This window comes from Nonomuraea monospora (assembly GCF_039531895.1).
Taxonomy (GTDB): Bacteria; Actinomycetota; Actinomycetes; order Streptosporangiales; family Streptosporangiaceae; genus Nonomuraea; species Nonomuraea monospora.
Genome location: NZ_BAAAQX010000022.1, coordinates 165,638 through 188,229 on the forward strand (window position 1 = coordinate 165,638; position 22,592 = coordinate 188,229).

General features: G+C 73.8%; 21 protein-coding genes. 6 read left to right on the plus strand and 15 right to left on the minus strand.

Annotation, left to right across the window (positions count from 1 at the left end; genetic code table 11):
- Positions 1–9: 9 nt before the first annotated feature.
- Both ABD331_RS35905 and ABD331_RS35910 read right to left on the minus strand, forming a co-directional pair.
- Positions 10–2,832 carry a helix-turn-helix transcriptional regulator gene (locus ABD331_RS35905; protein WP_344485041.1) on the minus strand — a complete coding sequence of 941 codons (2,823 nt, stop codon included), beginning with the start codon at positions 2,830–2,832 and terminating at the stop codon, positions 10–12.
- A 94-nt stretch (positions 2,833–2,926) separates the two neighbouring features.
- Positions 2,927–3,715: an MBL fold metallo-hydrolase gene (locus ABD331_RS35910; RefSeq protein WP_344485044.1), complete on the minus strand. Its 789-nt coding sequence runs from the start codon at positions 3,713–3,715 to the stop codon at positions 2,927–2,929.
- Between the two features lie 86 nt (positions 3,716–3,801).
- Between ABD331_RS35910 and ABD331_RS35915 the strand changes: the two genes are divergently transcribed.
- On the plus strand, positions 3,802–4,401 hold the full coding sequence (locus ABD331_RS35915) for a CGNR zinc finger domain-containing protein (RefSeq protein WP_344485047.1): 600 nt from the start codon (positions 3,802–3,804) through the stop codon (positions 4,399–4,401).
- A 41-nt stretch (positions 4,402–4,442) separates the two neighbouring features.
- Here ABD331_RS35915 and ABD331_RS35920 read toward each other — a convergent pair whose 3' ends face one another.
- A complete protein-coding gene (locus ABD331_RS35920; protein WP_344485050.1) occupies positions 4,443–5,153 on the minus strand; it encodes a class I SAM-dependent methyltransferase in 711 nt (236 codons plus the stop codon).
- A gap of 234 nt (positions 5,154–5,387) precedes the next feature.
- Between ABD331_RS35920 and ABD331_RS35925 the strand changes: the two genes are divergently transcribed.
- Positions 5,388–5,528, plus strand: a complete 141-nt coding sequence (locus tag ABD331_RS35925) for a hypothetical protein (protein ID WP_344485053.1) — start codon at positions 5,388–5,390, stop codon at positions 5,526–5,528.
- A gap of 2 nt (positions 5,529–5,530) precedes the next feature.
- On the plus strand, positions 5,531–6,682 hold the full coding sequence (locus tag ABD331_RS35930; protein WP_344485056.1) for a tyrosine-type recombinase/integrase: 1,152 nt from the start codon (positions 5,531–5,533) through the stop codon (positions 6,680–6,682).
- A 31-nt stretch (positions 6,683–6,713) separates the two neighbouring features.
- Here the strand turns inward: ABD331_RS35930 and ABD331_RS35935 are convergent, their stop codons facing one another.
- Positions 6,714–7,808 (minus strand): WD40 repeat domain-containing protein, encoded by a 1,095-nt coding sequence (locus tag ABD331_RS35935; protein ID WP_344485059.1) that lies wholly within the window; start codon positions 7,806–7,808, stop codon positions 6,714–6,716.
- Positions 7,805–8,323, minus strand: a complete 519-nt coding sequence (locus ABD331_RS35940) for a SigE family RNA polymerase sigma factor (protein ID WP_344485062.1) — start codon at positions 8,321–8,323, stop codon at positions 7,805–7,807. Before ABD331_RS35940 ends, ABD331_RS35935 begins: the two co-directional genes overlap by 4 nt.
- 144 nt (positions 8,324–8,467) lie before the next feature.
- Between ABD331_RS35940 and ABD331_RS35945 the strand changes: the two genes are divergently transcribed.
- The 3 genes from ABD331_RS35945 to ABD331_RS35955 are packed head-to-tail and all read left to right on the plus strand — an operon-like array spanning position 8,468 to position 10,283.
- Positions 8,468–9,148, plus strand: coding sequence for a CBS domain-containing protein (locus ABD331_RS35945; protein WP_344485065.1), 681 nt, complete (start codon positions 8,468–8,470; stop codon positions 9,146–9,148).
- Positions 9,133–9,603, plus strand: a complete 471-nt coding sequence (locus ABD331_RS35950; protein ID WP_344485068.1) for a CBS domain-containing protein — start codon at positions 9,133–9,135, stop codon at positions 9,601–9,603. The genes ABD331_RS35945 and ABD331_RS35950 overlap by 16 nt, the downstream gene beginning before the upstream one ends.
- Positions 9,600–10,283: a CBS domain-containing protein gene (locus ABD331_RS35955; protein ID WP_344485071.1), complete on the plus strand. Its 684-nt coding sequence runs from the start codon at positions 9,600–9,602 to the stop codon at positions 10,281–10,283. The genes ABD331_RS35950 and ABD331_RS35955 overlap by 4 nt, the downstream gene beginning before the upstream one ends.
- Before the next feature lie 66 nt (positions 10,284–10,349).
- On the opposite strand, the gene ABD331_RS35960 is transcribed toward ABD331_RS35955, so the two are convergent.
- The 10 genes from ABD331_RS35960 to ABD331_RS36005 form a co-directional block, all read right to left on the minus strand.
- Positions 10,350–11,198 carry a universal stress protein gene (locus tag ABD331_RS35960; RefSeq protein ID WP_344485074.1) on the minus strand — a complete coding sequence of 283 codons (849 nt, stop codon included), beginning with the start codon at positions 11,196–11,198 and terminating at the stop codon, positions 10,350–10,352.
- Positions 11,199–11,303: 105 nt separating this feature from the next.
- A complete protein-coding gene (locus ABD331_RS35965; RefSeq protein ID WP_344485077.1) occupies positions 11,304–12,140 on the minus strand; it encodes a universal stress protein in 837 nt (278 codons plus the stop codon).
- A gap of 152 nt (positions 12,141–12,292) precedes the next feature.
- Positions 12,293–12,763 (minus strand): MarR family winged helix-turn-helix transcriptional regulator, encoded by a 471-nt coding sequence (locus tag ABD331_RS35970; RefSeq protein ID WP_344485080.1) that lies wholly within the window; start codon positions 12,761–12,763, stop codon positions 12,293–12,295.
- A 98-nt stretch (positions 12,764–12,861) separates the two neighbouring features.
- Positions 12,862–13,704 (minus strand): alpha/beta fold hydrolase, encoded by an 843-nt coding sequence (locus ABD331_RS35975; protein WP_344485083.1) that lies wholly within the window; start codon positions 13,702–13,704, stop codon positions 12,862–12,864.
- Positions 13,705–13,825: 121 nt separating this feature from the next.
- On the minus strand, positions 13,826–15,667 hold the full coding sequence (locus ABD331_RS35980) for a serine hydrolase domain-containing protein (RefSeq protein ID WP_344485086.1): 1,842 nt from the start codon (positions 15,665–15,667) through the stop codon (positions 13,826–13,828).
- A 140-nt stretch (positions 15,668–15,807) separates the two neighbouring features.
- Complete coding sequence (locus ABD331_RS35985) at positions 15,808–16,191, minus strand: DUF6578 domain-containing protein (protein ID WP_344485089.1); 384 nt, start codon at positions 16,189–16,191, stop codon at positions 15,808–15,810.
- A 22-nt stretch (positions 16,192–16,213) separates the two neighbouring features.
- Complete coding sequence (locus ABD331_RS35990) at positions 16,214–20,005, minus strand: type I polyketide synthase (RefSeq protein WP_344485092.1); 3,792 nt, start codon at positions 20,003–20,005, stop codon at positions 16,214–16,216.
- Between the two features lie 20 nt (positions 20,006–20,025).
- Positions 20,026–21,069 carry a ketoacyl-ACP synthase III family protein gene (locus ABD331_RS35995; protein ID WP_344485095.1) on the minus strand — a complete coding sequence of 348 codons (1,044 nt, stop codon included), beginning with the start codon at positions 21,067–21,069 and terminating at the stop codon, positions 20,026–20,028.
- A 19-nt stretch (positions 21,070–21,088) separates the two neighbouring features.
- Positions 21,089–21,340 (minus strand): phosphopantetheine-binding protein, encoded by a 252-nt coding sequence (locus ABD331_RS36000; RefSeq protein ID WP_344485098.1) that lies wholly within the window; start codon positions 21,338–21,340, stop codon positions 21,089–21,091.
- Complete coding sequence (locus ABD331_RS36005) at positions 21,337–22,389, minus strand: ketoacyl-ACP synthase III family protein (protein WP_344485102.1); 1,053 nt, start codon at positions 22,387–22,389, stop codon at positions 21,337–21,339. Before ABD331_RS36005 ends, ABD331_RS36000 begins: the two co-directional genes overlap by 4 nt.
- Positions 22,390–22,592: the final 203 nt, after the last annotated feature.

The following is a 22,592-nucleotide window of genomic DNA, read 5'->3' on the forward strand; positions in this document are numbered from 1 at the left end:
GGCGGCTGCTCAGTCGTCCCTGGCCCGCGCGTCGGCGGCCAGGTGCTGGGTGAGCGTGACCCGCGACTGGACGCCGAGCTTGGCGAAGGTGCGCGACAGGTGCGCCTCCACCGTCTTGGGGCTCAGGTACAGCCGCTCCGCGATCTGCTGGTTCGTCAGGCCGCCCACGGCGAGGTCGGCGATCTGCCGTTCGCGGGCGGTCAGCGCGGACAGCGGGCCCGCCGGTTGCCGCTGCCCGCGCGGCGCCAGGGCCGCCAGGCGGCGTTCGTCACGCGCCAGCGCGGCCGACAGCCAGGCCGCCCCGGCTGCGGCGTACAGGGACTTGGCCCGCGCGATCTCGTCGCGGACCTGCGGGACCGCGCCCAGCCCCGCGTACAGCCCGGCGGTGAGCTGCCGCGTCAGCCCCTCCTCGACCGGCGCGCCGGCGGCGGCGAAGTGCGCGGCGCCGCGCACCGCCTGGACGGCCGCCTCCTTCGGACGCCCGCACAGCATGAGCACCTTCGCGTGCGCCCGGCACGCGAACCCGAGCTGGTGCGGCAGGCCCGACCGGGTCGCCCGCGACACGGCGTGTTCCGCCAGCGGGCCCGCTTCCGACCGGGCGCCGGTCTCGGCCGCCGCCACCGCCTGCAGCGCCAGGCAGTACGTGCTGGTCAGCTCGTCGGCCGGGTCCTCCATGGCCAGCGCCGCCAGCGCGTGCTCGGGCTGCCCGGCCTCGGCGTGGACCAGCGCGAGGTCGAGCAGCGCCAGCCCGGACCACCAGCCCGACCGCGGCCTGGTCCCGGAGATCCGTTCGGCCAGCTCCAGGGCGGCGCGCGGCCCGTCCCGCCACAACAGCGGGCGCAGCAGCAGAATGCTGGACATGGCCAGCGTCTCCCGGCTGTGGATCAGCCGGGACGCCTCGCGGGCCTCCTCGGCGGCGGTCACCGCCTCGGCCAGCCGGCCCTGCCGCTCGTTCAGCGCGGACAACACGATGAGCAGGTACGGCACGCTGTGGCTGCGCCCTGCCCGGTAGGCGATGTCCAGGGCGCGGCGCAGATGCCGCGACGCGTCGTCGTAGCGGCCCAGGTGCAGCTCGACCCAGGCCAGCGGCGCCACCATCTCCAGTTGCGGCGCGAGCACGTCGTCGGTCATGGCGTCGGTCAGCCACACCGCCCTGTCGGTCTCGTCCCTGCCGCGGGCCACGTGGCCCTCGCGTAACCCGGCCAGGGCGTGGATGGTGCGGGCGGCCGTTTCGAGCGCCCTGTCGCCCGCGTCCACCAGGGACGGGATCGCGCCGGCCGCCGTGCGCCCGGCCCTGCCCGGCTCCCGTCCCATCAGCTCGACCGCGGCCAGCCCGACCTGGGCCAGGCTGGTCGAGCGGTCGCGGGCGTGCGGCCGGGTCAGCTCGGTGGTGACGAGCGCCTTGGCCTCGTCGAAGTCGCCGAGCAGCCGGTAGACCATCGAGGAGAAGCTCACCGCCGCGATCCGCAGCCGGTCCGGCCCGCGCATCACCTCCTGGAGGATGCGCCGGCTGGCCGCCAGCTCGCCGGTCACCCCCAGCGCGCGGCCCAGCGCCCACTGCAGCCGCAGCCGCCACGAGGCGTGCTCCGCCTCGTCCGGCAGCAGCCGCAGCGCGGTCCGTAACAGGCGGACGGCAGTGGACGGGGCCGCGTCCAGCGCCGCCGCGGCCGCCGCCTCCAGCGTGCGCACCGCCTGCGCGTCGCCGTGCCGCGCCGACCGCGCGGTGTGGTGGGCCAGCAGTTGCAGCGGGCCGCCGCCGGTGCGCAGATGCTCCGCCGCCCGGTCGTGCGCGCGCAGCCGCCACGCCGCGCCCGCCATCCAGTACGCCGCCGCCCGCACCAGCGGGTGCCGGAACCGGAAGCAGGCGTCGGCCTCGACCACCAGCCCCACGCCGACCAGGTGGTCCACGGCGCGGTCGAGGACGGTCTGGGGCAGCTCGGTGATGGACGCGACGAGGTCCAGCGAGATCGGCTCTCCGGCCACCGCCGCCGCGCAGGCCACCTGCCGGACGTCCGCCGTCAGCGCGGTCAGCTCGGTGCTGAGCACGTCCAGCAGCGCCCGCTCCGGCGCGCCGGTCGCCGCGTCCCCCGCCTCCGCGAGGGCGGTCAGCGTCTCCACGTCCGCGCCGGCGAGCACCTGGAGGTAGAGCGGGTTGCCGCCGGTGGTGCGGTACAGCAGCCGCCGCCGGGCCCGGTCCGCCCGCGGCAGCAGCGCCGCCACGTCCGCCTCGCCCAGCGGCGCGAGGCTGATGTCGGCGGTCGCGTCGCCGAGCTGGGCGACCGCGTGGGCGATCCCGGCGGGCACCCGGGCCGCGCGGTACGCGGTGGCCAGCAGCAGCGGCGCCCGCGGCGGGCGGCGCAGCAGATACTCGGTCAGCTCCACCGACGACTGGTCCGCCCAGTGCAGGTCGTCGAGCACGATGGCGACCGGGCCCGCGGCGCCCTGGTCCTCGATGAGCCGGCGCGCCCGCTGGAAGAGCCGGTAGCGGTCGAGCCCCGCCCGCCGCGCCTCGGACGGGCCGGTGGCGTCCAGCAGCAGCTCGGTCAGCGCGTCGCCGCCTGGATCGCCCGGCTGCGGTTCGAACGCGTTGAGGTAGACGCCGAACGGCACGTCACGCTCGAACTCCGTCGCCTGACCATGGTGAACGGCGAAGCCGTGAGCCCGCGCCAGGGCGGCCAGCTCGGCCAGCAGCCGCGTCTTGCCCATCCCCGGATCGCCACGCACCGCCACGGCCCGCAACGACCCGCCGGCCGCGCCCGACACCGCGCCGGCGAGGAGGTCGAGCTCGGCGTCGCGGCCGATCGGCCTGCCGTGTGCCGCACCGTTGGCCATATCTGCAAGATACTCTCCGCGATCACAATGCCGAACGGACGTGAACGATGTTCCGACCGTTGGGACGCACCGCGGCCGCCCGCCGCCCGTCGGGTCAGCCCTGCTCCCCAAGGTCCAGCCGATCGGCGAGCCCGGCGTCGGCGAAGGCGGCCAGCAGTTGCTCCCGCCCCTCCGTGAAGTGCGCCCAGCCCTCGTAGTGCACCGGAACCACCCGTCGGGCACCGAGGATCCTGGCGGCCTGAGCGGCCTGAACGCTGTCGAGAACGATCAGCGCGTTGTCGAACAGCACGGTGAACCGAGGGGCCCCGGCGAAGAGGATCGCGGTGTCCACCGGCCCGAACCGCCCGGCGATTAGCTCGACCGCGTCGAGCGAGGCGTTGTCACCGCTGACGTAGACCGTCGGCAGCCCCTCCCCCGTCAGGACGAACCCGACGACCTGCCCGGTGATCGGCTCGACCTCCTCCCGGGGGCCGGGCCCGTGGATGGCGGGGACGCCGGTGACCGTGACCGTGCCGCCTCCCGGACGTTCCAGCTCGACCGGCTCCCAGTCGGCCAGCCCCCGAGCCCCGTCGCCCAGCCGCTGCCCGCCCCCGGGTGTGGTGAGGGTGAGCGGGACGCCGGCGAGCAGCGCCCGGCCGGAGTCGTCGAGGTTGTCGGGGTGTTCGTCGTGGGAGAGCAGGACGACGTCGATGCGGCCGAGGTCGGCGGGCGCGGCGGCGGGCGGAGCCGTCTTGGTCAGCCGGCCGCCCGGTACGTGGTACTCGCGGGGCTCGTCGAAGGTGGGGTCGGTCAGGAAGCGCAGGCCGCCGTACTCGAACAGGGCGGTCGGGCCGCCGAAGACGCGGACGGGGAGTTGCTCGGTGGTCGTGCTGAAGCTGGCCATCCAGACACCTCACGGATGAGAGACGGTGTATCCGTGATGAAGGTAACCGTGTCTCACGGACGAGCGCAACCCGTACCATGAGAGTCATGAGCGAGCCCTCGATCGCCGAGTCCATGCCGCCGCCCGCGCCGGGCGCGGCGGACTACCTCGCCCTCGACTTCGTCAACAGCGCCATCGCGCTGCCCGGCGGGGTGTTCGTCGACGCGCTCGGCACCCCCGCGTCGGCGAACCGCTGGCTCCACGAGCGCGGCCTCGCGCCGGCCGACGCCGGCGTGCAGGAGATGTGCGCGACGCAACTGCGCTCGCTGCGCGAGCACATCAGGGCGCTGTTCGCCGCCCGCGTCGCGGGGCTGCCCGTCCTGCCCGCGGCCCTGTCCGCCGTCAACGACGCGCTGAGCAGGGCGCCCACGGCCGACCTGCTGTACTGGGACGACAAGACCGGCCCCTACCGGGCGGCGCCGTGCCCGACCAACGCGATCCTGGACCACGCGCTGGCGACCCTCGCGGCCAACACGGCCGACCTGCTCACCGGCCCCGACGCCGACCGGCTCACCGACTGCGGGTCCGCCCCCTGCAACCGGTACCTGCTGCGGCACGGCCGCCGCCACTGGTGCTCCACGCGCTGCGGCGACCGCGCCCGCGCGGCCCGCGCCTACGCCCGCCGCACCCGGCCGGCGTCACCCTGACCGGCCACGCGGCCTCGCAGCCGGCATCAGCACCTCGATGGCTACGTTCTGCGGGCGAGGAGGAGGCGGCAGCGCGGGCTGCCGTCCTCGCGCCGCCCCAGCGCCGTCAGCGGGACCGCCGTCACGCTGAACCCGGCCGCGACCAGGTCGTCACGGACGGCCCGCGGCCAACTGGTCCCGTAGTACATGACGAACGGCGGGCGCCAGACGGCGTTGCGCACCCGCATGGCCAGGTCGAAGCCCTGCAGCGCCCAGTAGCGGGCGGTGCTGACGGGCGGCGGCGCGCCGATCGGGAAGGCGAAGAGCCCGCCGGGTCTTAAGGCGCGGTGCACGCCGGCGAAGAGGGCGGGCCGCTCGGCGGGCAGGAAGTGCCCGAGCGCCCCGAAGCTGACGGCGAGGTCGAAGGCCGCGTCGAAGGGCAGGGCGCGGACGTCGGCCCGCACCCAGGTGGCGTCCGGGTGCGCGCGGCGCGCCTGCGCGAGCATGCCGGAGCTGAAGTCGACGCCCGTGACCGGCCCCCGGCACAGGGGCCGCAGGACCCCGACGCCCGCGCCGGTGCCGCAGCACACGTCCAGCCCTCGCTCGAACGGCCCGAGCGGGCGCAGCGCGCCGGCGGTCGCGTCGAGGATCGCGTCGGGGGTGCGGAACGGCGTGTGCTCGAACTTGGGGGCGAGCAGGTCGTAGCCGCGCTCGACCGACGACAGCGCCTGGATCGCCAGCTCACGCAGGGAGGGGCCGTGAGGCGAGAACATCGGCCCAGGCTACCCGCTCCCCCACGGGCTCCCGCGTCGGGCAGACTTGGCGCCGCGAACGATCCCGCCGTTCGCGGCCGGGCATCTGGCTGGGCTGGCCAGGAAAGGGTGATCGTCTTCGCCCCGTGCGGGGGTGAGGGCGCGCTGACCAGCGGAATTCTCAGATCATGACATCAACGGTCACAACCCGACATCGGAGGCGGCGGAGGGTCACTCCGTGAGAAGATCGAGATCATGAACGCACTGCCCTGCTCAGGCCGCCCCGGCGCAGCCCTCCGCGCGCCGGTCACCCACCACACGCCCGTGACGTCCATGGCGCGGCCGGGGCTGGTCGGCCGTGCGGCGGCCGTGAGGGCGGGCACGGTCGAGTGCTGAGCATGCGCAGGACGGATCCCGCCGCGCTGGGCGGCGAGCAAGATGGTACGAGGCAGCGCGAGAACACGATGCAGGACGGCATGCGGCGGTACGAGAACGCGATGCAGGACGGGCCGCGCAGGACGCCGGTGGCGGACGAGTGGCGCCTGGCGGCGATGGCGGAGGAGCGCGGTGAGACCGGGCCGGCGCAGGCCGTCCCGGAGGAGGCCGAGACGGACCCGGCGCTGCTCAGCGTGGGCCGGATCGGCGGGCTGCGCCCGCGCCGCCGTCCCGGCGACGGCGGCGAGGCCTCGGGCGCCGACGTGGACCTGGTCGACTCGCTGGCGCCGGCCACCCGCCGCACGGTGGCGGCCTGGCTGCTGGACAAGCAGTCCGCGGCCACCCGGCAGGCGCGGCTGCAGGTGCTGGCCGCGTTCCTGCGCTGGCTGCACAGCGCGAACGAGGAGGCGGGCGAGGGGGCGGACGAGGGGATCGAGTTGCTCGCCGTCACCGGCGCGCACCTGGACACCTACTGCGACGCCGCACGCGCGGGAACGCTGACGATCGGCGTGCGCAACCCCGGCAGGCCGCTGTCTAACGCGACGGTGTCCAGGAAGCGGGCGGTGCTGTCGTCGTTCTACACCTTCGCCTGGCGCAGCGGCGTCATCCGGCACATGCCCGCCACCACCGCGCCGCGCCCTGCGCCCGCCCGCGAGGAGGGCGTGCCGCGCCGCGAGGAGCGGCGGCTGCTGCGCGAGGGTGTCGCCAGGCTGGCCGCCGAGGGCAGGTCCGCCGAGGCGGCGGCGGTCGCGCTGCTGGACGCCACGGGGGCGCCCGTGTCGGCGCTGGCCGGGCTGACGGTGCAGGACCTGCGGGCGGTGACGGCCGGGGAGCCCGCCGTGGTGACCATGCACGACGGGCGGGGCGATCTGGTGGCGTTCCCGGTGCCGCCGCTGGTCCGCTCGCTGCTGCGGACGCTGTCGGCCGCGCGGACGGCCGGGGAGCCGCTGATCAGGCGGTCCGACGGCCGTCCGTTGGACGTGCGGTGGCTCAGGGAGGCGCTCGCCGACGCGGCCGTGGCGGGCGGCGTCCCGCGTGAACGGGCGGAGCGGCTGGACCCGCATCTGATGCGCGCCGCCACCGTGACGGAGCTGATGCGCGACCGGGCGAGCTGACCCGCCTGGGGCCGGTGCGGCGGGGTCGGGGTTACAGGCCCGCCTCCCCAGGAAGGACCAGGCTCTGGATCTTGTTGCCGTGCCTGGTCAGCAGCCGGGCCTTGCCCGTCCTGACGTCGACGGAGTAGGTCTCCCAGCCGCTCCTGCCGTGGTACTTGACCACGACCTCCGCCCCGTCACGCCAGATGGTGGGAAAGACGACGCCACGGGCCTTGGACAGCCCGGTGACGGCGACCTCCCGCACGGCGCGTCCCGTCTTCACGTCGAGCACGGTGATCGTCGGCGTCGCGCGCTTGACGTGCTCGTGGTTGAGCGCGAGCACCGTGCGCCCGTCGGGGCCCAGCTCGCTGAACCCGATGAACCTCCCGTCGAAGCGCACCGGCTCGCCGCCTCCGGTGACCGGCATGAACCACAGGTCCGTCTTCACGTAACGGACCAGCTCGACCACGCCGTCCTTGACGGCGACCGGCTCGTACTTGCCGTTGATCGTGGTCTGCTTCCCGGTCCGCATGTCGATGAGCCGGCCCGGGTACCTGGTGCCCTCCCTGGGGTCGAAGACGAGGTGGCGGCCGTCGTCGGACACCACCAGCATGGCGCCGATCTCGATCTGCTCCTCCGGCAGCCGCGGCCCGGTCGCCTCGGCGCCGGTCACCATGTCGCGCACCACGTACGCCTGCAGCCGCCCGCTGTAGTAGGCGAGCTTGCGCCCGTCCCTGCTGAGCGCCACGGGGGCCTCGCGGTCGCGCGCGGTGCGGACGACCGCCTGCGGCATCCGGTACGTCTTCCCGGCGGCGGTGACCACCCGCCATGCCCTGTCGTCGCAGTCGAACCCGCCGTCGCCGGCCCTGGTGCACGGCGTCTGGTACGCGTGGCTGAGCACCCCCACCGCCCCCTCGGGCAGATCGGGCACCACGGCAGGCGCGGCAGGCGCGGCAGGCAGGGCGGCCGGTCGCCAGGGCAGTGCCGCGACGGCGCCGGTCGCCCCGATCACGACGGCCGTGGCGGCGGCGGCCAGCGCCATCGTGGTCCGCCGCCGGCGCCGGTGCCCGGCGATGGCCGCGTCGAGCAGGTCCGCCTGCGGTGCTTCGGCCGCGATGCCGTCGAGGGCGTCGCGCAACCGGGTCATCGGATCACCTCCGCGAGTTCGGGGTCGTGCAGCAGGTGCGCCAGCTCGGGCGCGATCGCCCTCAGGCGGGCCAGCGCGTGGTGGGTCTGGCTCTTGACGTTGCCGACGGAGCAGCCGAGCGCGTCGGCGGTCTGCGCCTCGGTCAGATCCTCCCAGAACCGCAGCACGATCACGGCGCGCTGCTTGGGGCCCAGTTTGCCTAGCGCCTGCCGCAGCACGATGCGGTCGAGCGCGGCGTCGTCGCTCGTGACGCCCCGCTCGGGCACGTCGGCGCTCGGCAGCTCTGGGCTGGGCCTGCGCCGCCAGGAGATGTACTGGTTGACCAGCGCCTTGCGGGTGTAGGCCTCCGGGTTGCCGTCCCTGGACAGCTTGCCCCACTGCCCGGCTATTTTGACCAGGACGCTCTGCAGCAGGTCCTCGGCGAGATGGGCGTCTCCCGTGAGCAGGTACGCCGTCCGCATCAGCGCTTGCTGGCGGGCGAGCACGAACTCGCGGAAGCCGTCGTGACGGTCCAATGTGATCTCCTCTCGCCTGTTCCCAACGCCACTCACCGGGCGAAAGGTTGCACCGTTTCGGGACCTTCGCCCCTGAACGGCGGGCGGTTCGCGAGGTGTGATGAGGGCGACAGGCCCTCCGAGCCGAGAGAAGAGCTGATCGCGATGCGCCTGACCGTCGCGGACGTCATGACGACCGACGTCGTCACCGTCACCGCCCCCACCCCGTTCAAGGACATCGCCGAGGCGCTCATCGCCGGCGGCATCAGCGCTGTCCCCGTCGTCGACGACGACGGGCACGTGCTGGGCATGGTGTCCGAGGCGGACCTGCTGCGCAAGGAGGAGTTCAGGGAGCAGTTCTACCGCGAGGGCTACCGGCCGCCGCTGCGCGCCCGGCTGCGCCACCCCAAGGGGCGGGAGAAGGCCGAGGGCGACACCGCCGCCGAGCTGATGACCAGCCCCGCCGTCCGCGTCTCCCCCCGGGCCGCCACGGTCGAGGCCGCCCGCCTGATGGACGCGCACGACGTCAAGCGCCTGGCGGTCGTGGACGGCGACGGCCGGCTCGTCGGCATCGTCAGCCGCCGCGACCTGGTCAAGCTGTTCCTGCGCTCCGACGAGGAGATCGCCCGCGAGGTGCGCGAGGACGTGCTCGACCGGAGCCTGTGGGTGGACACCGAGGGCGTCGAGGTGGGCGTTCACCAGGGCATCGTGACGCTGTCCGGGTGGATGGAGCGGCGCACCGAGGCCGCCATCGCGGTGCGCATGACCGGCCGGGTCAACGGCGTGGTGGACGTCGTCGACAAGCTCACCTGGAAGCAGGACGACTCCAGGTGGGAGACGTACTAGTCATGCTGGTGCGCGGCGAGTTCGAGGCGGACCCACGCGCCACCATGCTGCCGCCGAGGGCCGCGCACGAGCCGCCGCCGCGCCGGGTCATGGAGGTCATGACCCGCGAGCCCGTCACCGTCACCGAGACCACCGACGTCACCCGCGTCATCGACCTCATGGTGGGCAAGCGCGTCAAGAGCCTGCCCGTGGTCCGCGACGAGCGGGTCGTCGGCATGGTCAGCCGCCGCGACCTGATGGCGACGCTGGCCCGTCCGGACGAGGAGCTGCGCAGCGCGGTCGTCGAGGCGCTGCGCGAGCACTACCCGTTCGGGCTGAGCTGGGACGTCACCGTGCGCGACGGCGTGGCCGAGCTGAGCGGGCCGCCGCACGAGCACGCCGACCACATCGCCGACCTGCTGGCCGGCACCGTGCCCGGCATCGTCCGGGTCAAGCATCTCAGGAGAGGACCATGACAAGCATCGTCGAGAACGTCATGACCACCGAAGTGGCCGCCGTCAACCAGGACGCCTCCTTCCACACCGTGGCCGAGCTGCTGATCAGCCGCGGCGTCAGCGGCATGCCGGTGCTGGACGACGACAACCGCGTGCTCGGTGTCGTGTCCGAGGCCGACCTGCTGGCCAAGGAGGAGTTCAAGGAGCGTTACTACGGCGACGACTACCGGCCGCCGTTGCGCGCCCGGATCCGTCACAGCGCCGGCAGCGAGGGCAGCGGCTTCCGCAAGTCCCTGGGCGAGACGGCCGGCGCGCTGATGACCAGCCCCGCCCACGTCGTCGCGCCCGACGCCTCCGTCGTGTCGGCGGCCCGCCTGATGGACCGGCACGGCGTCAAGCGCCTGCCCGTGGTGGACGCCGGGGGCCGCCTCATCGGGATCGTCAGCCGCCGGGACCTGATCAAGGTGTTCCTGCGGCCCGACAAGGACCTCGAGCAGGAGGTGCGTGAGGTGCTGCGCGGCCAGGCCCAGGTCTCCGTGACGGACGCCGTCGTCACCCTGACCGGCGCCTACGCCGAGCACAGCCAGGCCGTCACCGCGATCAGCCTGGCCGAGAACATCGACGGGGTCGTCGCCGTGCGCGACGAGCTGTCGTGGAAGCACGACGACATCGCCGACCTGCCGGTGTGGGGCGGAGCATGAACGGATGACGCCGCCGCGGGCCCGCTGCCCGCGGCGGCGTCGTACGCGCCAATCGCCCGCGGGACGTCAGCCCGCCCCGCGGACCACGGCGACCGTGCAGGGCGCGCGGTGCAGCACGCCCCTGCTGACCGACCCCAGCAGCGCCGCACTGACCGCACCCCTCCCGTGGGACCCCACGACCAGCAGGTCCGCCTCCTGCGAGCCATGGGTGAGCGCCTCGACCGCGTCGGCATAGCGCACGTCCTCGATCACGCGCACGTCCGGATACTGCTGGGTGAACGGCCGCAAGCAGGCCCGTACCGTCTCCTCACGCGCGGCCCGCTCCTCCTCCATCTCGTGCGCAAGCTCGGTCCCGAACGCCCGCACGGGCCGCCGCCAGGCGTGCACCGCCCGCAGCGTGCTGCCCCGCAACGCCGCCTGCTCGAAGGCGTAGGCCAGGGCGGGCCGGCATTCGGGGGTGTCGGCGACGCCGACGACGACCTGCCCGTGCACCGGCCGCGACTTGGCGTGCACGACCACGACGGGGGCTTCGGCGTGACCGGCGACGTGGTCGCTGACCGAGCCGAGCAGGGTGCCGGTGAGCCCGCCGAGCCCCCTGGTGCCCACCACCACCTCGGCGGCCGCCTTCGCCTGCTGGCGCAGGACCAGCGCGGGCGCCCCGTCCTCCAGCACGGTGGTGACCTCGACGCTGGGCTGGCGCTCGTGGACCAGGGCCACCGCCTCGTTGAGCGCCCGCTGCCCGGTGCGCCGCAGCGAGTCGGGCCGGTCGGGATCGGGGAACTTCGAGATCTGGTACGGCTGCCGGTCCACCGCGTGCACCAGCAGCAGGGGCTGGTGCCTGCGGAAGGCGTCGCCGGCGGCCCAGGCCACCGCGGCACGTGCGGGCAGCGAACCGTCGACCCCCACAACGATCATGGCGTCCTCCTCTGTCATCACAGCCATCAGACCTGATGTGGCGGACGCTGTGCAGGGCCGGAAGTCCCGGCGCTCAAGAGCCGAACGGCCGTCCGGCGCGCTCCGTCAGGGGCGGTGGACCACGGCGACCGGGCACGGCGCGTGGTGCACCATGGCCTGGCTGACGGAGCCGAGCAGCAGCCCGCGTACCTCGCCCAGGCCGCGCGCGCCGACCACCAGCAGGCACGCCTTGCGGGCCGCCTCCAGCAGCGCCCGCCGCGCGGGCTCGTCCACGACGACGACCGCGGCCTCCAGCAGGGGAAAGGCCCGCTGCCTGCTGACGAGTTCGTGCCAGGCCGTGCTCTGGGCCTGGGCGCGCAGCCCTCGCGGGCCGGGACCGCGCTCGCCCCGGGCGAGCAGGACCCGCAGCCGGGCCTCCAGCCGGGCCGCCTCCATGGCGGCGAAGCCGAGCGCGGCTCCGGACGCCGGTGAGCCGTCGAAGCCCACCAGCACCTCGCGGGCGGCGCGTTCCTCCGGGCTGCCCCGCATGACGATCACCGGGCAGCGGGCGTGGGCGGCGACGTGACCGCTGACCGAGCCCACCGTGACGCCTCTGACCTCGCCGAACCCGCGGGTGCCCAGCACGATGAGCGCGGCCTGCTCGGACAGCGCGGTCAGCAGCGCCGCGGCGGCGCCCCGGTCGGTCAGCGTGTTGACCGGGACGGTGGGATGCCGCCGGACCGCCCAGGCGGCGGCGTCCTTGACCAGCCGCTGGGCGGGGCGGCTGACGAGGTCGAGCGGCACCACCTCGTCCGGCCACTCCCGATGCGGCCACTCCCACACGTGGCACACGGTGAGGGGGAGCCGTCTGCCTTCGGCCTCGGCCGCGCCCCAGCGCAGGGCTTCCCGCGCCGGCGGCGAGCCGTCGTAGCCGACCAGCACACCGAGATCGTCCCTGCGCATCCCCGCCTCCGCGTGTCCGGTTCCTCTCACGCTCTCGCGGCGAGAGGCCGCCGCTCAGAGGCCTCTCTCCCCTGACGGAGGGACTTTGGTCCTCTGGTGCGCGACTTTTTCGCCCGCGAATTCCGTGATGGGCCGAGGCGCTCGGCGAAGGGTCAGTGCGCCATGGTTGCGGCGTAGGCGGTGGCGGAGGCGGTGACGTGCCGGAGCACGCGTTGCAGCTCGATCACGGCCTCGCCGTCGAGCCCGGTGGCCTCGGTGATGGCGGCGGGGATGTGCCGGGTCTCCTCCCGCAGCGCGCGCCCGCCGGCGGTGAGCGCGATCTCTACCGTGCGCTCGTCGTCGGGACGCCGTTGCCGGCTGATCAGGCCGCGCGCTTCCAGTCGCTTGAGCAGCGGGGACACGGTGTTGTAGTCGAGCCGGAGCGCGTCGCCCAGCTCGCGGACGGTGCTCTGCTCGCGCTGCCACAGCAACACCAGCACGAGGTATTGCGGGTAGGTCAGCCCGAGCGGCTCCAGCAGGGTGCGGTAGACGGCGGTGATGCTGCGCGAGGCGGCGTAGAGGTCGAAGCACAGAAGCGGCGACAACGCGCCGGCGTTGCCGGAGGTCTCGGCGGGTGCTGCCATGATCCCAGCCTACCCGCTTTGCCTGCCTGCGATTAAGTCGCGCACGAGGTTTTGGGGCGGCGGCGGCCCCCGCCGATCGCCGCCGCCCCAGGAGGGGCTCAGCCCTTGAGGAAGGCCAGCAGAGCCTCGTTGACCTCGGCGGCGTGCGTCCACAGCAGGCCGTGCGGGGCGCCCTCGATCTCGACGTACGTGGCGGCGGGCACCAGGCCGCGGAAGACACGCGCGGTGGCGTCGATGGGCAGGATGCGGTCGGCCGTGCCGTGCACGATGAGCGCGGGCAGGTTCGACTCCGCGATGGCGGTCACGTCGGCGCGGAAGTCGGTGATCCAGGTCGGCACCGCGGCCACCGAGGCGTACGCGGAGGCGCCGACGGCTACGTTCCAGCTCGCCCGCAGCGCCGCCTCGCTGATGCGGGTGCCCAGGTTCTCGTCGGTGTTGTAGAAGTCGGCGTAGAAGTTGTCGAAGTAGGCGTAACGGTCGGCGGTCGCGGCGGCCAGGATGCCGTCGAAGACGGACTGGTCCACGCCGGTGGGGTTGTCGCCGGTCTTGAGCAGGAAGGGCTGCAGCGAGCCGAGGAAGGCCGCCTTGGCGACGCGGGCCGTGCCGTACGTGCCGAGGTAGCGGGCGACCTCGCCGCTGCCCATGGAGAAGCCGGCGAGCACGACGTCGTGGAGGTCGAGGGTGCGCAGCACGAGGTCCAGGTCGGCGGCGAAGGTGTCGTAGTCGTAGCCCTTGGCGGGCTGGCTGGACCGGCCGAAACCGCGGCGGTCGTAGGTGATGACGCGGTATCCGGCGTCCAGCAGGGCGGCGGCCTGCTTCTCCCAGGAGTGGCCGTCCAGGGGGTAGCCGTGGATGAGGACGACCGGCTGGCCGCTGCCGCGGTCCTCGTAGTAGAGCTCGATCGGGGTGGTGTTCTCGGTGCCGACCGTGATGTAGGCCATGGGTCCCTCCAGTGAGCGGTGTGTCGTTCGAGAGTTACCGTACCCGATTACATCGTGCGCGAGGTAGTCGCGCGCGATGTGACACCCCTCACAGCAGGAACCCCTGCCGGGCTGTGGGGCCTCAGGCCCAGCCGTACACCTTCTTGACGGCGGCGGCGATCTCCGTGACCAGGCCCGCGCTGCTGCCGTTGGCCAGGATCGCGAAGCCCGCGCCGAGCTTCGGATAGCCCGTGAACAGGGACTTGAAGCCCTGGTTCGACCCGTCGTGGCTGTAGGAGAAGGCGTCGGTGCCCGCGCCCGCGAGGAACAGGCCGCGCCCCATGCCGGGCTGCGGGCCCTGGGTGAGCAGCGTGCGGGCCGAGGCCCTGGTGAGCGGTCCCGCGATGTCGGCGGAGGCGGTGTAGGCGCGGTTGAGGTAGGAGATCAGGCGGCCCAGGTCCAGCACGTTGGTGTAGAGGCCGGCGGCGGCCGACTCCGGGTAGCGGTTGCGCTCGCCGGGGATCACCGCGCCGGTGGCGGTGTGGCCCGAGGCCAGCTCGAAGGCGGGCGTGAGGGCGTACGAGCTGGTGGTCATGCCGAGCGGCGCGAAGACCTCCTTCTGCATGTACGCGGCCAGCGTCGTCCCGCTCTGCTGCTCCACCATCCGCTGCAGGAGCACGAAACCGGCGCCCGAGTAGTGGTACTCGGCGCCCGGCGCGGTGGTCAGCTCGATCTTCGGGGTGTTGCCCGCGCCGTTCATGACCTGCAGCAGCGTGGGCACGGTCGCGTCCGGGCCGTAGCCGGGGAAGCCGCCGCCGCCCGCGGCGAACCCGGCGCAGGCGTCGGCGGGGCCGGTGGAGCCGCGGCCGATCACGCCGGCCCGGTGGGTCAGCATCCGGTCGATCGTGGGCGCCGCCGTGGAGGTGACGCAGGAGCGGCGGGGCAGGTCCCAGCCGAGATACGGGCGGATGTCGGCGCCGAGCGCGATCTCACGGGTCTGCAGCAGGCGCAGCACCCCGACCGCCGTGACGGCCTTGCTGATGGAGGCGGCCTGGAACGCCGTCTCCGGATGGGCCGCCGCCGCGCCGCCCGCCTCCAGCCAGCCGTAGCCGGTCGACCAGGCGATCTTGTTGCCGGTGACCACCGCGACGGCCACCCCCGGCGTCTTGTGGGCGCTCATGCGCTGCCAGATCGTCGCGCCGCCGACCGCGTTCTCGACCTGGCGCACCTTGTCGGCGGGCAGCGCCGGGGCCTTGCCGCGCGAGGCCAGCGCCCAGCCGCCGGACGGGGAGAAGGCCGCGTTGTGCACCTGCCAGCCGCCGCCGGCCAGGGTGTTCAGGCGGTCGAAGCAGGCGTCGGGGATGCCGCGGGCGAAGAACTCGTCCTGGGCCACGACCGTCCAGCCACCGGCGCGGGGGAAGGCGACGCGGGTGATGCGGCGCCCGCCCTGGGTGAGGTTGCGCATCATCTGGTAGCACTCGTCGTCCACGCCCTTGGCGTAGTAGCCGGCGGAGGCGGTCACCACCCAGCGATCGCCGCCGGCCGGCGGGAAGGCGACGTCCACGACCTGCTGCCCGGCCGCGTAGTAGGCGTCGATGCGCTGCTTGCAGGCGGCGGGGAGGCCGCGCGCCGTCACGCCCTTGTCGGTCGTGATCACCCAGCGGTCGCCGCCCTCGGGCGGGAAGGCCACGCAGTTGATCTTCCTGCCCGCATCGGAGAGCTTGCCGATCTCGGTGAAGCAGGCGTCCGGGATGCCGCGGGCGAAGTAGCGGCCGTCCTGGGTGACGATCACCCAGCCGCCCGAGGGGGTGAAGGCCAGCGCGGTGACGCCGTACGGGGCCAGCTCGGCCAGCTTGGTGTGCAGTTCGGCGGGGGCGCCGCCGTCGTAGCTGGGGTAGCTCGCGGCCTGGGCCGGGGTGACGTGTCCTGTCGCGGCGCCCAGACCAGCTGCGCTCGCCAGGGCCAGGAAACGTCTGCGGTCCATGCGGGGGCTCCTCCTGGTGACGGGGTGCCGATGATCATAAACCCCCGCGCGCCATCGCCCTCCGGCGGCCCCGGACCCCTTGCTGTCTTCCCGCCGCATCCGCCCGGACACAGGCCGGCCGGTCACCGTCCGTACATCCCTCAATCCTGCCGGTGGGATTCGAGGGTGACGACGTACCCGGCGAACTTCAGGTCGCCCACAGCCGGATGCCGTCCGTCGGCGACCGGCTGAGGGTAGAGTCTCCCGCCCGCCGGTTGGCAGACGTCGCCGCCGGGCGCGAGCTCCCAGCGGACCCGGGCCACGGAGATGTGCGTGACCTGGGCCTCGACGCTGATCTGGCCGGGCGACGGGTCGCCGTGGTGGTCCTCGCCCCAGTCGATCGTGGCGGCGGTCTCCGCGCCGAGGGCGAGGGTCAGCCACTCACGGTCGGCCGGGGTGAGGGTCCAGGTGACCGTCGATCCGACGTGGAAGGGCTCGCCGCAGCACTCCATCTGCCACTCGTCGACCCACACGGTCCATCTCATCCGGCCAGTCTGGCAGGGCCGCTCACCCGCCGACCACGGGCACGCTCTCAGCCGCCTCCGCCGCCTGCGGGCGCGCCGCCGCCAGCAGCTCCACCAGGTAGGCCGCGATGGCGGAGATGGTGGGCTGCTGCCACAGCAGGGTCGCGGGCAGCCGGCACCCGAAGCGCTTCTCCAGCCTCCGCCGCACCATGACGGTCATCACCGAGTCCAGCCCCTGCTCGACGAGGGGCCGCCGGATCGCCAGGTCCTCGGGGGCCAGCCCCATCACGGCCGCCGTCTCAGCGCGGACGTCGGGCAGGACGCGCTCGTGCAGGGCCTCGGGTGACAGCCCGGCGAACGACTCGGCGGGCTCGGCGAGGTCCTCCCCCACGGGGGTGGGCGCGTCGATCACCGGGTAGCGCAGGCCGGTGAGGTGGCCCAGCACCCGGCCGTGCGGGTCGGCGAGCAGCACCCGTACGGTGTCGTCGGCGGCCGGGTCCACGACCGCGTCGATGATCACGGTCGCGGGCGGTGTGCCGGTCAGCAGCACCTCGTCGATGTGCACGACCATGCGCAGCACCTGGTCGCCGGGGAAGGCACAGGGCGCGACGGACATCGCCGCGTCCAGCGCGGGCGCCCAGGTGCGCGGGTCCTGGGTGCGTACGGTGGCGCGCAGCGCGCCGTCGCCGCTCAGCAGCGTCTCGATCGTCCAGTCGAAGCCCGTCGAGGGCACGCCGACACTGGCCAGCCGCTTGAGCACGGAGCCGGGGTCGATGGTGGTGAGTGCGGCGTCGTCCGGCAGTGTGTCGAGCGCCGGCGGGCCGGGGGCGGTCAGGCCGGCGGTGGCGTGCACGAGCCAGGCCGGTTCCGGCTCGCCGGGAGCGGCGGGGGTGCGGGCGGCGATCCGGACCGCCGGGGGTTCGTGCACCACCTGGATCTGGCGGCGTTGCGCGGTCATCAGCGGGTGCGTCATCTCGACGCCGGTCAGCATGACGTCCTCGGCCGCCTGCAGGAACGTGTTGACCAGCACGGCGGCGGGCACGATCTCGACGCCGTTGAGGGCGTGGCTGCCCGGGTAGGGCCGGTTGGCGTCCTGGAGGCTGGTCCGCCACATCCTGGCCTGGCTGCCGGCGAGGCTGGTGCGGGCGCCGAGCAGGGTGTGGGAGTGCACGTCGTGCCCGCGGTTGTCGTCCTGGCCCGAGCCGTCCCGCCAGTGGCGGCGGTGCTGCCAGGCGTACGGCGGCAGGTCGGCCAGGCCGCCGGACGGATGGAGGCGGCGCCAGTCCACCTCGACGCCGTGGCAGTGCGCGGTGCCTGCCGCGGCGAGGAAGGACGAGTGCTCCGGCTGGTTCCTGCGCAGGGACGTGCCGACGAACACGTCCTCGTAGCCGTGCTCGGAGAGGGTCTCGGTGAGGGAGTGGGCGACCACGGGGTGCGGGGAGATCTCCAGGAACACGCGGTGGCCGTCCTGGGCGGCGGCCGTCGCGGCGGCGGCGAGGCGGACGGGGTCGCGCAGGTTGGCCGCCCAGTACGCGCCGTCCAGGACGGGCGTCGCGCGGGGGTCGGGCAGCGCGGTCGAGTACATGGGGACGCGGGGCGCGCCGAACGTGAGATCGGCGGTGGCGGCGGCCAGCTCGACGGCCAGCGGCTGCATCTGGGGGCTGTGGAAGGCGACGTCCGAGGCCACCCTTCGCACCACGATGCCCTCGGCGGGCCACTCGCTCACCACCGCCTCGACGGCGGCGACGTCGCCGGACAGCACGGTGGAGCCGGGCGCCGACCAGATCGCCGCCACCAGGTCGGCCCGGCCGGCCAGCCGCTCGGCGGCCTCCTCGAACGGCAGGTCCACCATCGCCATGGCGCCCTTGCCCGCGGCCTGGCGCAGCAGCCGGGAGCGGCGGCAGATGAGGCGGGCGCCGTCGGCGACGGTCATCGCGCCGGCCGTCACCGCCGCCGCGATCTCGCCGACGGAGTGCCCGATGACCGCCTTCGGCGTCACCCCGAAGGCGGTCCAGAGCCTGGCGAGGCCGAGCTGCATCACGAAGATCATGGTCTGGACGCGGTCGATCGTGTCGAGGTCGCCGTCGGCCAGCACCTGGCGGGGCGAGAAGCCGATCTCCTCGGCGAAGATCGGCTCGATCTCGTCGAGCAGGGACGCGAACTCCGGCGCGGCCATCAGCTCGCGGCCCATCCCGCGCCACTGGCAGCCCTGCCCGCCGAACACCCACACCGGCCCCGGGCCGAGGTCGGGCAGCACGTCCCCGGTGAGCACGGTCTCGGCGGGCACGTCGTCGGCGAGCCTGCGCAGGCCGGCGGCCACCTCGCCGGCGCCGGAGCCGATCACGACGGCGCGGCGGGGCAGGTGGGTGCGCCGCAGGGCGAGGGTGTGGCCCACCGAGGCCAGGTCGAGCGTGTCGAGGCGGTCGGCCAGGGTGCCCGCGTACTGCCGCAGCGCCTTCTCCGAGGTGGCGGAGAGCGGGAACAGCCGCTCCCCCGCCGGCTCGCTCGCCGGGGTCTCCGCGGCGGCGGGGGCCTGTTCGAGGACGATGTGCGCGACGGTGCCGCCGTACCCGAAGCTGGAGACGCCCGCCCGGCGCGGGTGGTCGCGGCGCGGCCAGGACGTGCGGCTTGTCACCACGCGCAGGCCCGAGGCGTCCCACGGGATGGCCGGGTTGAGCGTGGTCAGCACGCTCGGCGGGATCTCGCCGCGGTGCAGGGCGAGCACCGCCTTGATGACGCCGGCGATGCCGGCGGCGCCTTCGAGGTGGCCGATGTTGGACTTGACCGAGCCGACGAGGCACGGGTCGCCGGGAGGCCGCCCCGCGCCGTACACGGCGGACAGCGCGCCCGCTTCGAGCGGGTCGCCCAGCCGGGTGCCGGTGCCGTGCGCCTCGACGTAGTCGACGGTGGACGGCGCGACGCCCGCCTGCCGGCAGGCCCTGGCCATCACGTGTTCCTGGGCCTGGCCGCACGGCGCCATGATGCCGTTGGTGTGCCCGTCCTGGTTGACGGCGCTGCCGATGACGAGCGCGAGGATCCGGTCGCCGTCGCGCCGCGCGTCGGACAGCCGCTTGAGCACGACCACGCCGCAGCCCTCGCCGCGCCCGTAGCCGTCGGCCGACGCGTCGAACGACTTGGACCGCCCGTCGGGGGCCAGCGCTCCCGCGATGCCGAGCGTGAGCGTCTGGCCGGGCGTGACCAGCAGGTTGACGCCGCCGGCGAGGGCGACGTCGCTCTCGCCGAGCCGCAGGCTCTGCGCGGCCAGGTGCAGCGCGACCAGCGACGCCGAGCAGGCGGTGTCGATCGCCATGCTGGGCCCGCGCAGGTCGAGTGAGTAGGAGATGCGGTTGGCGACGGCGCAGGTCGCGGCCCCGATCCCGGTCCACGCCTCGACCTGGGGCAGGTCCTCCAGCAGGCGGCCGCCGTAGTCGGCGGTGCACACCCCGACGAACACCCCGGCGTCGGTGCCGGCCAGCTCGTGCGGCGGCAGGCCGGCGTGCTCCAGCGCCTCCCACGCGGTCTCCATGAGAACGCGCTGCTGCGGGTCCATCAGCTCGGCCTCGCGGGGCGACACGCCGAAGAACTCCGCGTCGAAGCCCTCGATGTCGTTCAGGAAGCTACCCTCGCGGACGGCGTCGCGCAGCGCGGCGGCGTCCTCCGGGCTGCGGTTCTCGTAGTGGCGCCAGCGGTCGGCGGGCAGCGGCCGGGTGGTGTTCCGGCCGGCGCACAGCAGGTCCCAGAACTCGTCCGGCGAGTGGACGTCGCCGGGCAGCCGGCATCCGATCCCGACCACCGCCACCGGTTCCGCCTGGGCTGCGCGCGGGCTGTCGGCCATCAGCGTTCGTTCCCTTCGGTTCAGGCCCAACGAGGAGTGTCGATGATCTTGATGACGGCGCTGGAGACGGTCACTCCCGGCCCGGTGCCGAGCATCAGCAGGTGGTCGCCCGGGGCCAGCTCCCCCGCCGTGAGCAGGCGGTCGAGGGAGAGCACCTGGTCGCTGGCGCCGCAGTGGCCGATGGTGCGGCCGTAGTGCCAGGTCGAGCGCGACATGGGCAGGTCGAGCAGGGCCATGCAGCGCTGCTCGACGATCTCCTCGGAGTAGTTCATGAACGCCACCCGGGTGAGGTCGCCCGCCGCGATGCCGCTCTCGTCCAGCACCCGCTCGACGACCTCCATGAGCGCCCGCTGGATGTTGAACAGCGCCGCGGTGGCCTCGCCCTTGGGCATGACCTGCTGCCGGAACTGCTCGTTGCGGGCCGCGAAGCTCATCCGCCGCCCGACCGTGACGCCCGGCGGGAACAGCGGCTCGCTGCCCCGGTGCAGCTCCTCGGCCTCGGCCACCGTCGTGGTGCAGACGGACGTCAGGCGCGCGAAGCCCGGCTCCTTGGTGAGCACGAGCGCGCTGGCGGCGTCGCCGCCGACGTAGCCCGGGCCCATCCGCCACCGGTCCATCAGCGGGGTGCCGTAGTTGTCGGCGGCGACCAGCAGGGCGGCCTGCCGGCCTGGGGCGGCGTCCAGGTAGCCGGCCGCCAGCTCCATGGCGATGAACATGCCGTTGCAGCCCTGCCGGATCTCGGTGGCCAGGGCGTCGCCGCCGAGGAGGTGGCGTTGCAGGTAGGAGTGCGGGGGCCAGCCGTCCGGGCCCTGGTGCCAGGTGGAGGCGTACAGGAGGAGATCGACGTCGCCGGGCGCGCATCCCGCGCGCTTGAGCGCGCTCTGCGCGGCGTGCAGGCCCATCTCGGGTGCCGGTACGTCGCCGGCCACCACCGCCCCGGCCAGGTTGTGCAGCTCGGCCTCCGCCGCCGGGTACCAGCCCTTGGCGACGGCCTTCTCGACGCTGACGACGGTGCGCGGGAGGTAGGCTCCCACACCGCTGATGTACGTGTCCGCGTACCGCATGCTTCTGCCCTCGCCCCCGCTAGACGGATTCGAGCTCTCGGACCATCGCCACGATGGTCACGACGTCCTTGAAGTTGTCGGGGTCGAGCCTGGCGGCGGGGATCGCGACGCCGAGGTCCTTGCGCAGGAAGTTCAGCAGCCGGGCCGTCCGCAGGGAGTCCAGCAGGCCGGACACCAGGAGCGGGGTCGTCTCGTCCACCTGGATGTCGTCGCCGTCGAGGACGAGGTTGTCCTGGATGAAGACGACGAGCCGCCGCGTGAGGTCGCTCATGCGCGCGCCTCCTTCGTGACGGGAGCGGGCGAGAGGATCCTGAACGCCGCCGCGGCGACGGACGTGCCGGAGCCGAACCCGACCATGAGCAGGTGGTCGCCGGCGACGAGCCCGCCGGTGGCGAGCAGGTGCTCGAAGGCGATGAACTGGTCCACCGCGCCGCAGTGGCCGACGCGCCGCCCGTAGTCCCAGGTGGTCTGGTCCTCCTCGATGCCGAGCCAGGACATCTGCCCGTCGAGGTCCTCGCGGCGGCCGTGCGGGAAGGCCACCCGGGTGATGTCGGCGAGCCCGATCCCGGCCTCGTCCAGGGTCTGTTCGACCTGCTGCATCATCGTCTTCTGGATCGTCAGGTGGATGCCGGTGCCCTGCGCCTTGAGCAGCCGCTGGCGGAACTCCTCGTGCCGGTCGCCGAAGCTCAGCCCGATGCCGACGGTGGCGTCCGGGGGGAACAGGGGGTAGGCGCCGTCGTTGACCGCGTCGGCCTCCGGGATCACCGTGGCGTTCACCGACAGGAGTTCGGCCATGCCGTAGTCCTTGCCGAGGACGAGTGCCGCCGCCGCGTCGCCGATCAGCGCTCCGGGGGTCATCCGCCAGCGGTCCACCAGCGGGGTGCCGTGGTTGTCGGAGGAGACCACCATGGCCGTCTGCCTGCTCTCGTCGGCCCGCAGGTAGCTGGCGGCCAGTTCGAGCGAGCTGATCATGCCGACGCAGCCGCTGCGGATCTCGAACGCCGGCACGTTCCCGCCGAGCAGGTGCATCTGCAGGTAGTGCTGGGGCTGCCAGCCGTTCGGGCCCTGGTGCCAGACCGACGGGTAGAGCAGGAGGTCGAGGTCGCGCGGGGAGGACTCGCCCCAGCGTTCGTAGGCGTCCAGGACCGCCAGCCGCGCCATCTCGGGCGCGGGCATGTCGCCCGCCACGGCGGCGCCGATCTGCTGGAACCGCTCGGCCTCCGCCGCCGGGTACCAGCCTTCGCGGACCGCCTGCTCGACGCTCACGCTCCCGGGCACATGGACGCCGAGGCTCCTGACGAACATGTTGGATGTACGCACACGTCCCCTTAACTTCATCGCCGAACGCGGACAACGGCCTTCTGTGACAGCGGGCAGGCGGCTTATCCGATTTATTTCGGGCTGCGGGATATCGCGCGGCTCCCGGCCGGTCGGGGAAAAGGACTGAAATGAGCCGGCGAGCCGTCACGGGCAAGGATAGGCACGGCTCACCGAGTGAGGCAATATGTGCGTGCACAAATCGC

Bases quoted from the DNA above. Each gene is read 5' to 3' on its own strand.
- ABD331_RS35930 (WP_344485056.1), top strand. From the start codon at position 5,531: ATGCGCAGGACGGATCCCGCCGCGCTGGGCGGCGAGCAAGATGGTACG.
- ABD331_RS35905 (WP_344485041.1), bottom strand. From the start codon at position 2,832: ATGGCCAACGGTGCGGCACACGGCAGGCCGATCGGCCGCGACGCCGAG.
- ABD331_RS35995 (WP_344485095.1), bottom strand. From the start codon at position 21,069: ATGCGGTACGCGGACACGTACATCAGCGGTGTGGGAGCCTACCTCCCG.
- ABD331_RS35960 (WP_344485074.1), bottom strand. From the start codon at position 11,198: ATGATCGTTGTGGGGGTCGACGGTTCGCTGCCCGCACGTGCCGCGGTG.
- ABD331_RS35920 (WP_344485050.1), bottom strand. From the start codon at position 5,153: ATGTTCTCGCCTCACGGCCCCTCCCTGCGTGAGCTGGCGATCCAGGCG.
- ABD331_RS35925 (WP_344485053.1), top strand. From the start codon at position 5,388: ATGAACGCACTGCCCTGCTCAGGCCGCCCCGGCGCAGCCCTCCGCGCG.
- ABD331_RS35965 (WP_344485077.1), bottom strand. From the start codon at position 12,140: ATGCGCAGGGACGATCTCGGTGTGCTGGTCGGCTACGACGGCTCGCCG.
- ABD331_RS35970 (WP_344485080.1), bottom strand. From the start codon at position 12,763: ATGGCAGCACCCGCCGAGACCTCCGGCAACGCCGGCGCGTTGTCGCCG.
- ABD331_RS35945 (WP_344485065.1), top strand. From the start codon at position 8,468: ATGCGCCTGACCGTCGCGGACGTCATGACGACCGACGTCGTCACCGTC.
- ABD331_RS35990 (WP_344485092.1), bottom strand. From the start codon at position 20,005: ATGGCCGACAGCCCGCGCGCAGCCCAGGCGGAACCGGTGGCGGTGGTC.
- ABD331_RS36000 (WP_344485098.1), bottom strand. From the start codon at position 21,340: ATGAGCGACCTCACGCGGCGGCTCGTCGTCTTCATCCAGGACAACCTC.
- ABD331_RS35910 (WP_344485044.1), bottom strand. From the start codon at position 3,715: ATGGCCAGCTTCAGCACGACCACCGAGCAACTCCCCGTCCGCGTCTTC.
- ABD331_RS35980 (WP_344485086.1), bottom strand. From the start codon at position 15,667: ATGGACCGCAGACGTTTCCTGGCCCTGGCGAGCGCAGCTGGTCTGGGC.
- ABD331_RS35955 (WP_344485071.1), top strand. From the start codon at position 9,600: ATGACAAGCATCGTCGAGAACGTCATGACCACCGAAGTGGCCGCCGTC.
- ABD331_RS35935 (WP_344485059.1), bottom strand. From the start codon at position 7,808: ATGACCCGGTTGCGCGACGCCCTCGACGGCATCGCGGCCGAAGCACCG.
- ABD331_RS35975 (WP_344485083.1), bottom strand. From the start codon at position 13,704: ATGGCCTACATCACGGTCGGCACCGAGAACACCACCCCGATCGAGCTC.
- ABD331_RS35985 (WP_344485089.1), bottom strand. From the start codon at position 16,191: ATGAGATGGACCGTGTGGGTCGACGAGTGGCAGATGGAGTGCTGCGGC.
- ABD331_RS35915 (WP_344485047.1), top strand. From the start codon at position 3,802: ATGAGCGAGCCCTCGATCGCCGAGTCCATGCCGCCGCCCGCGCCGGGC.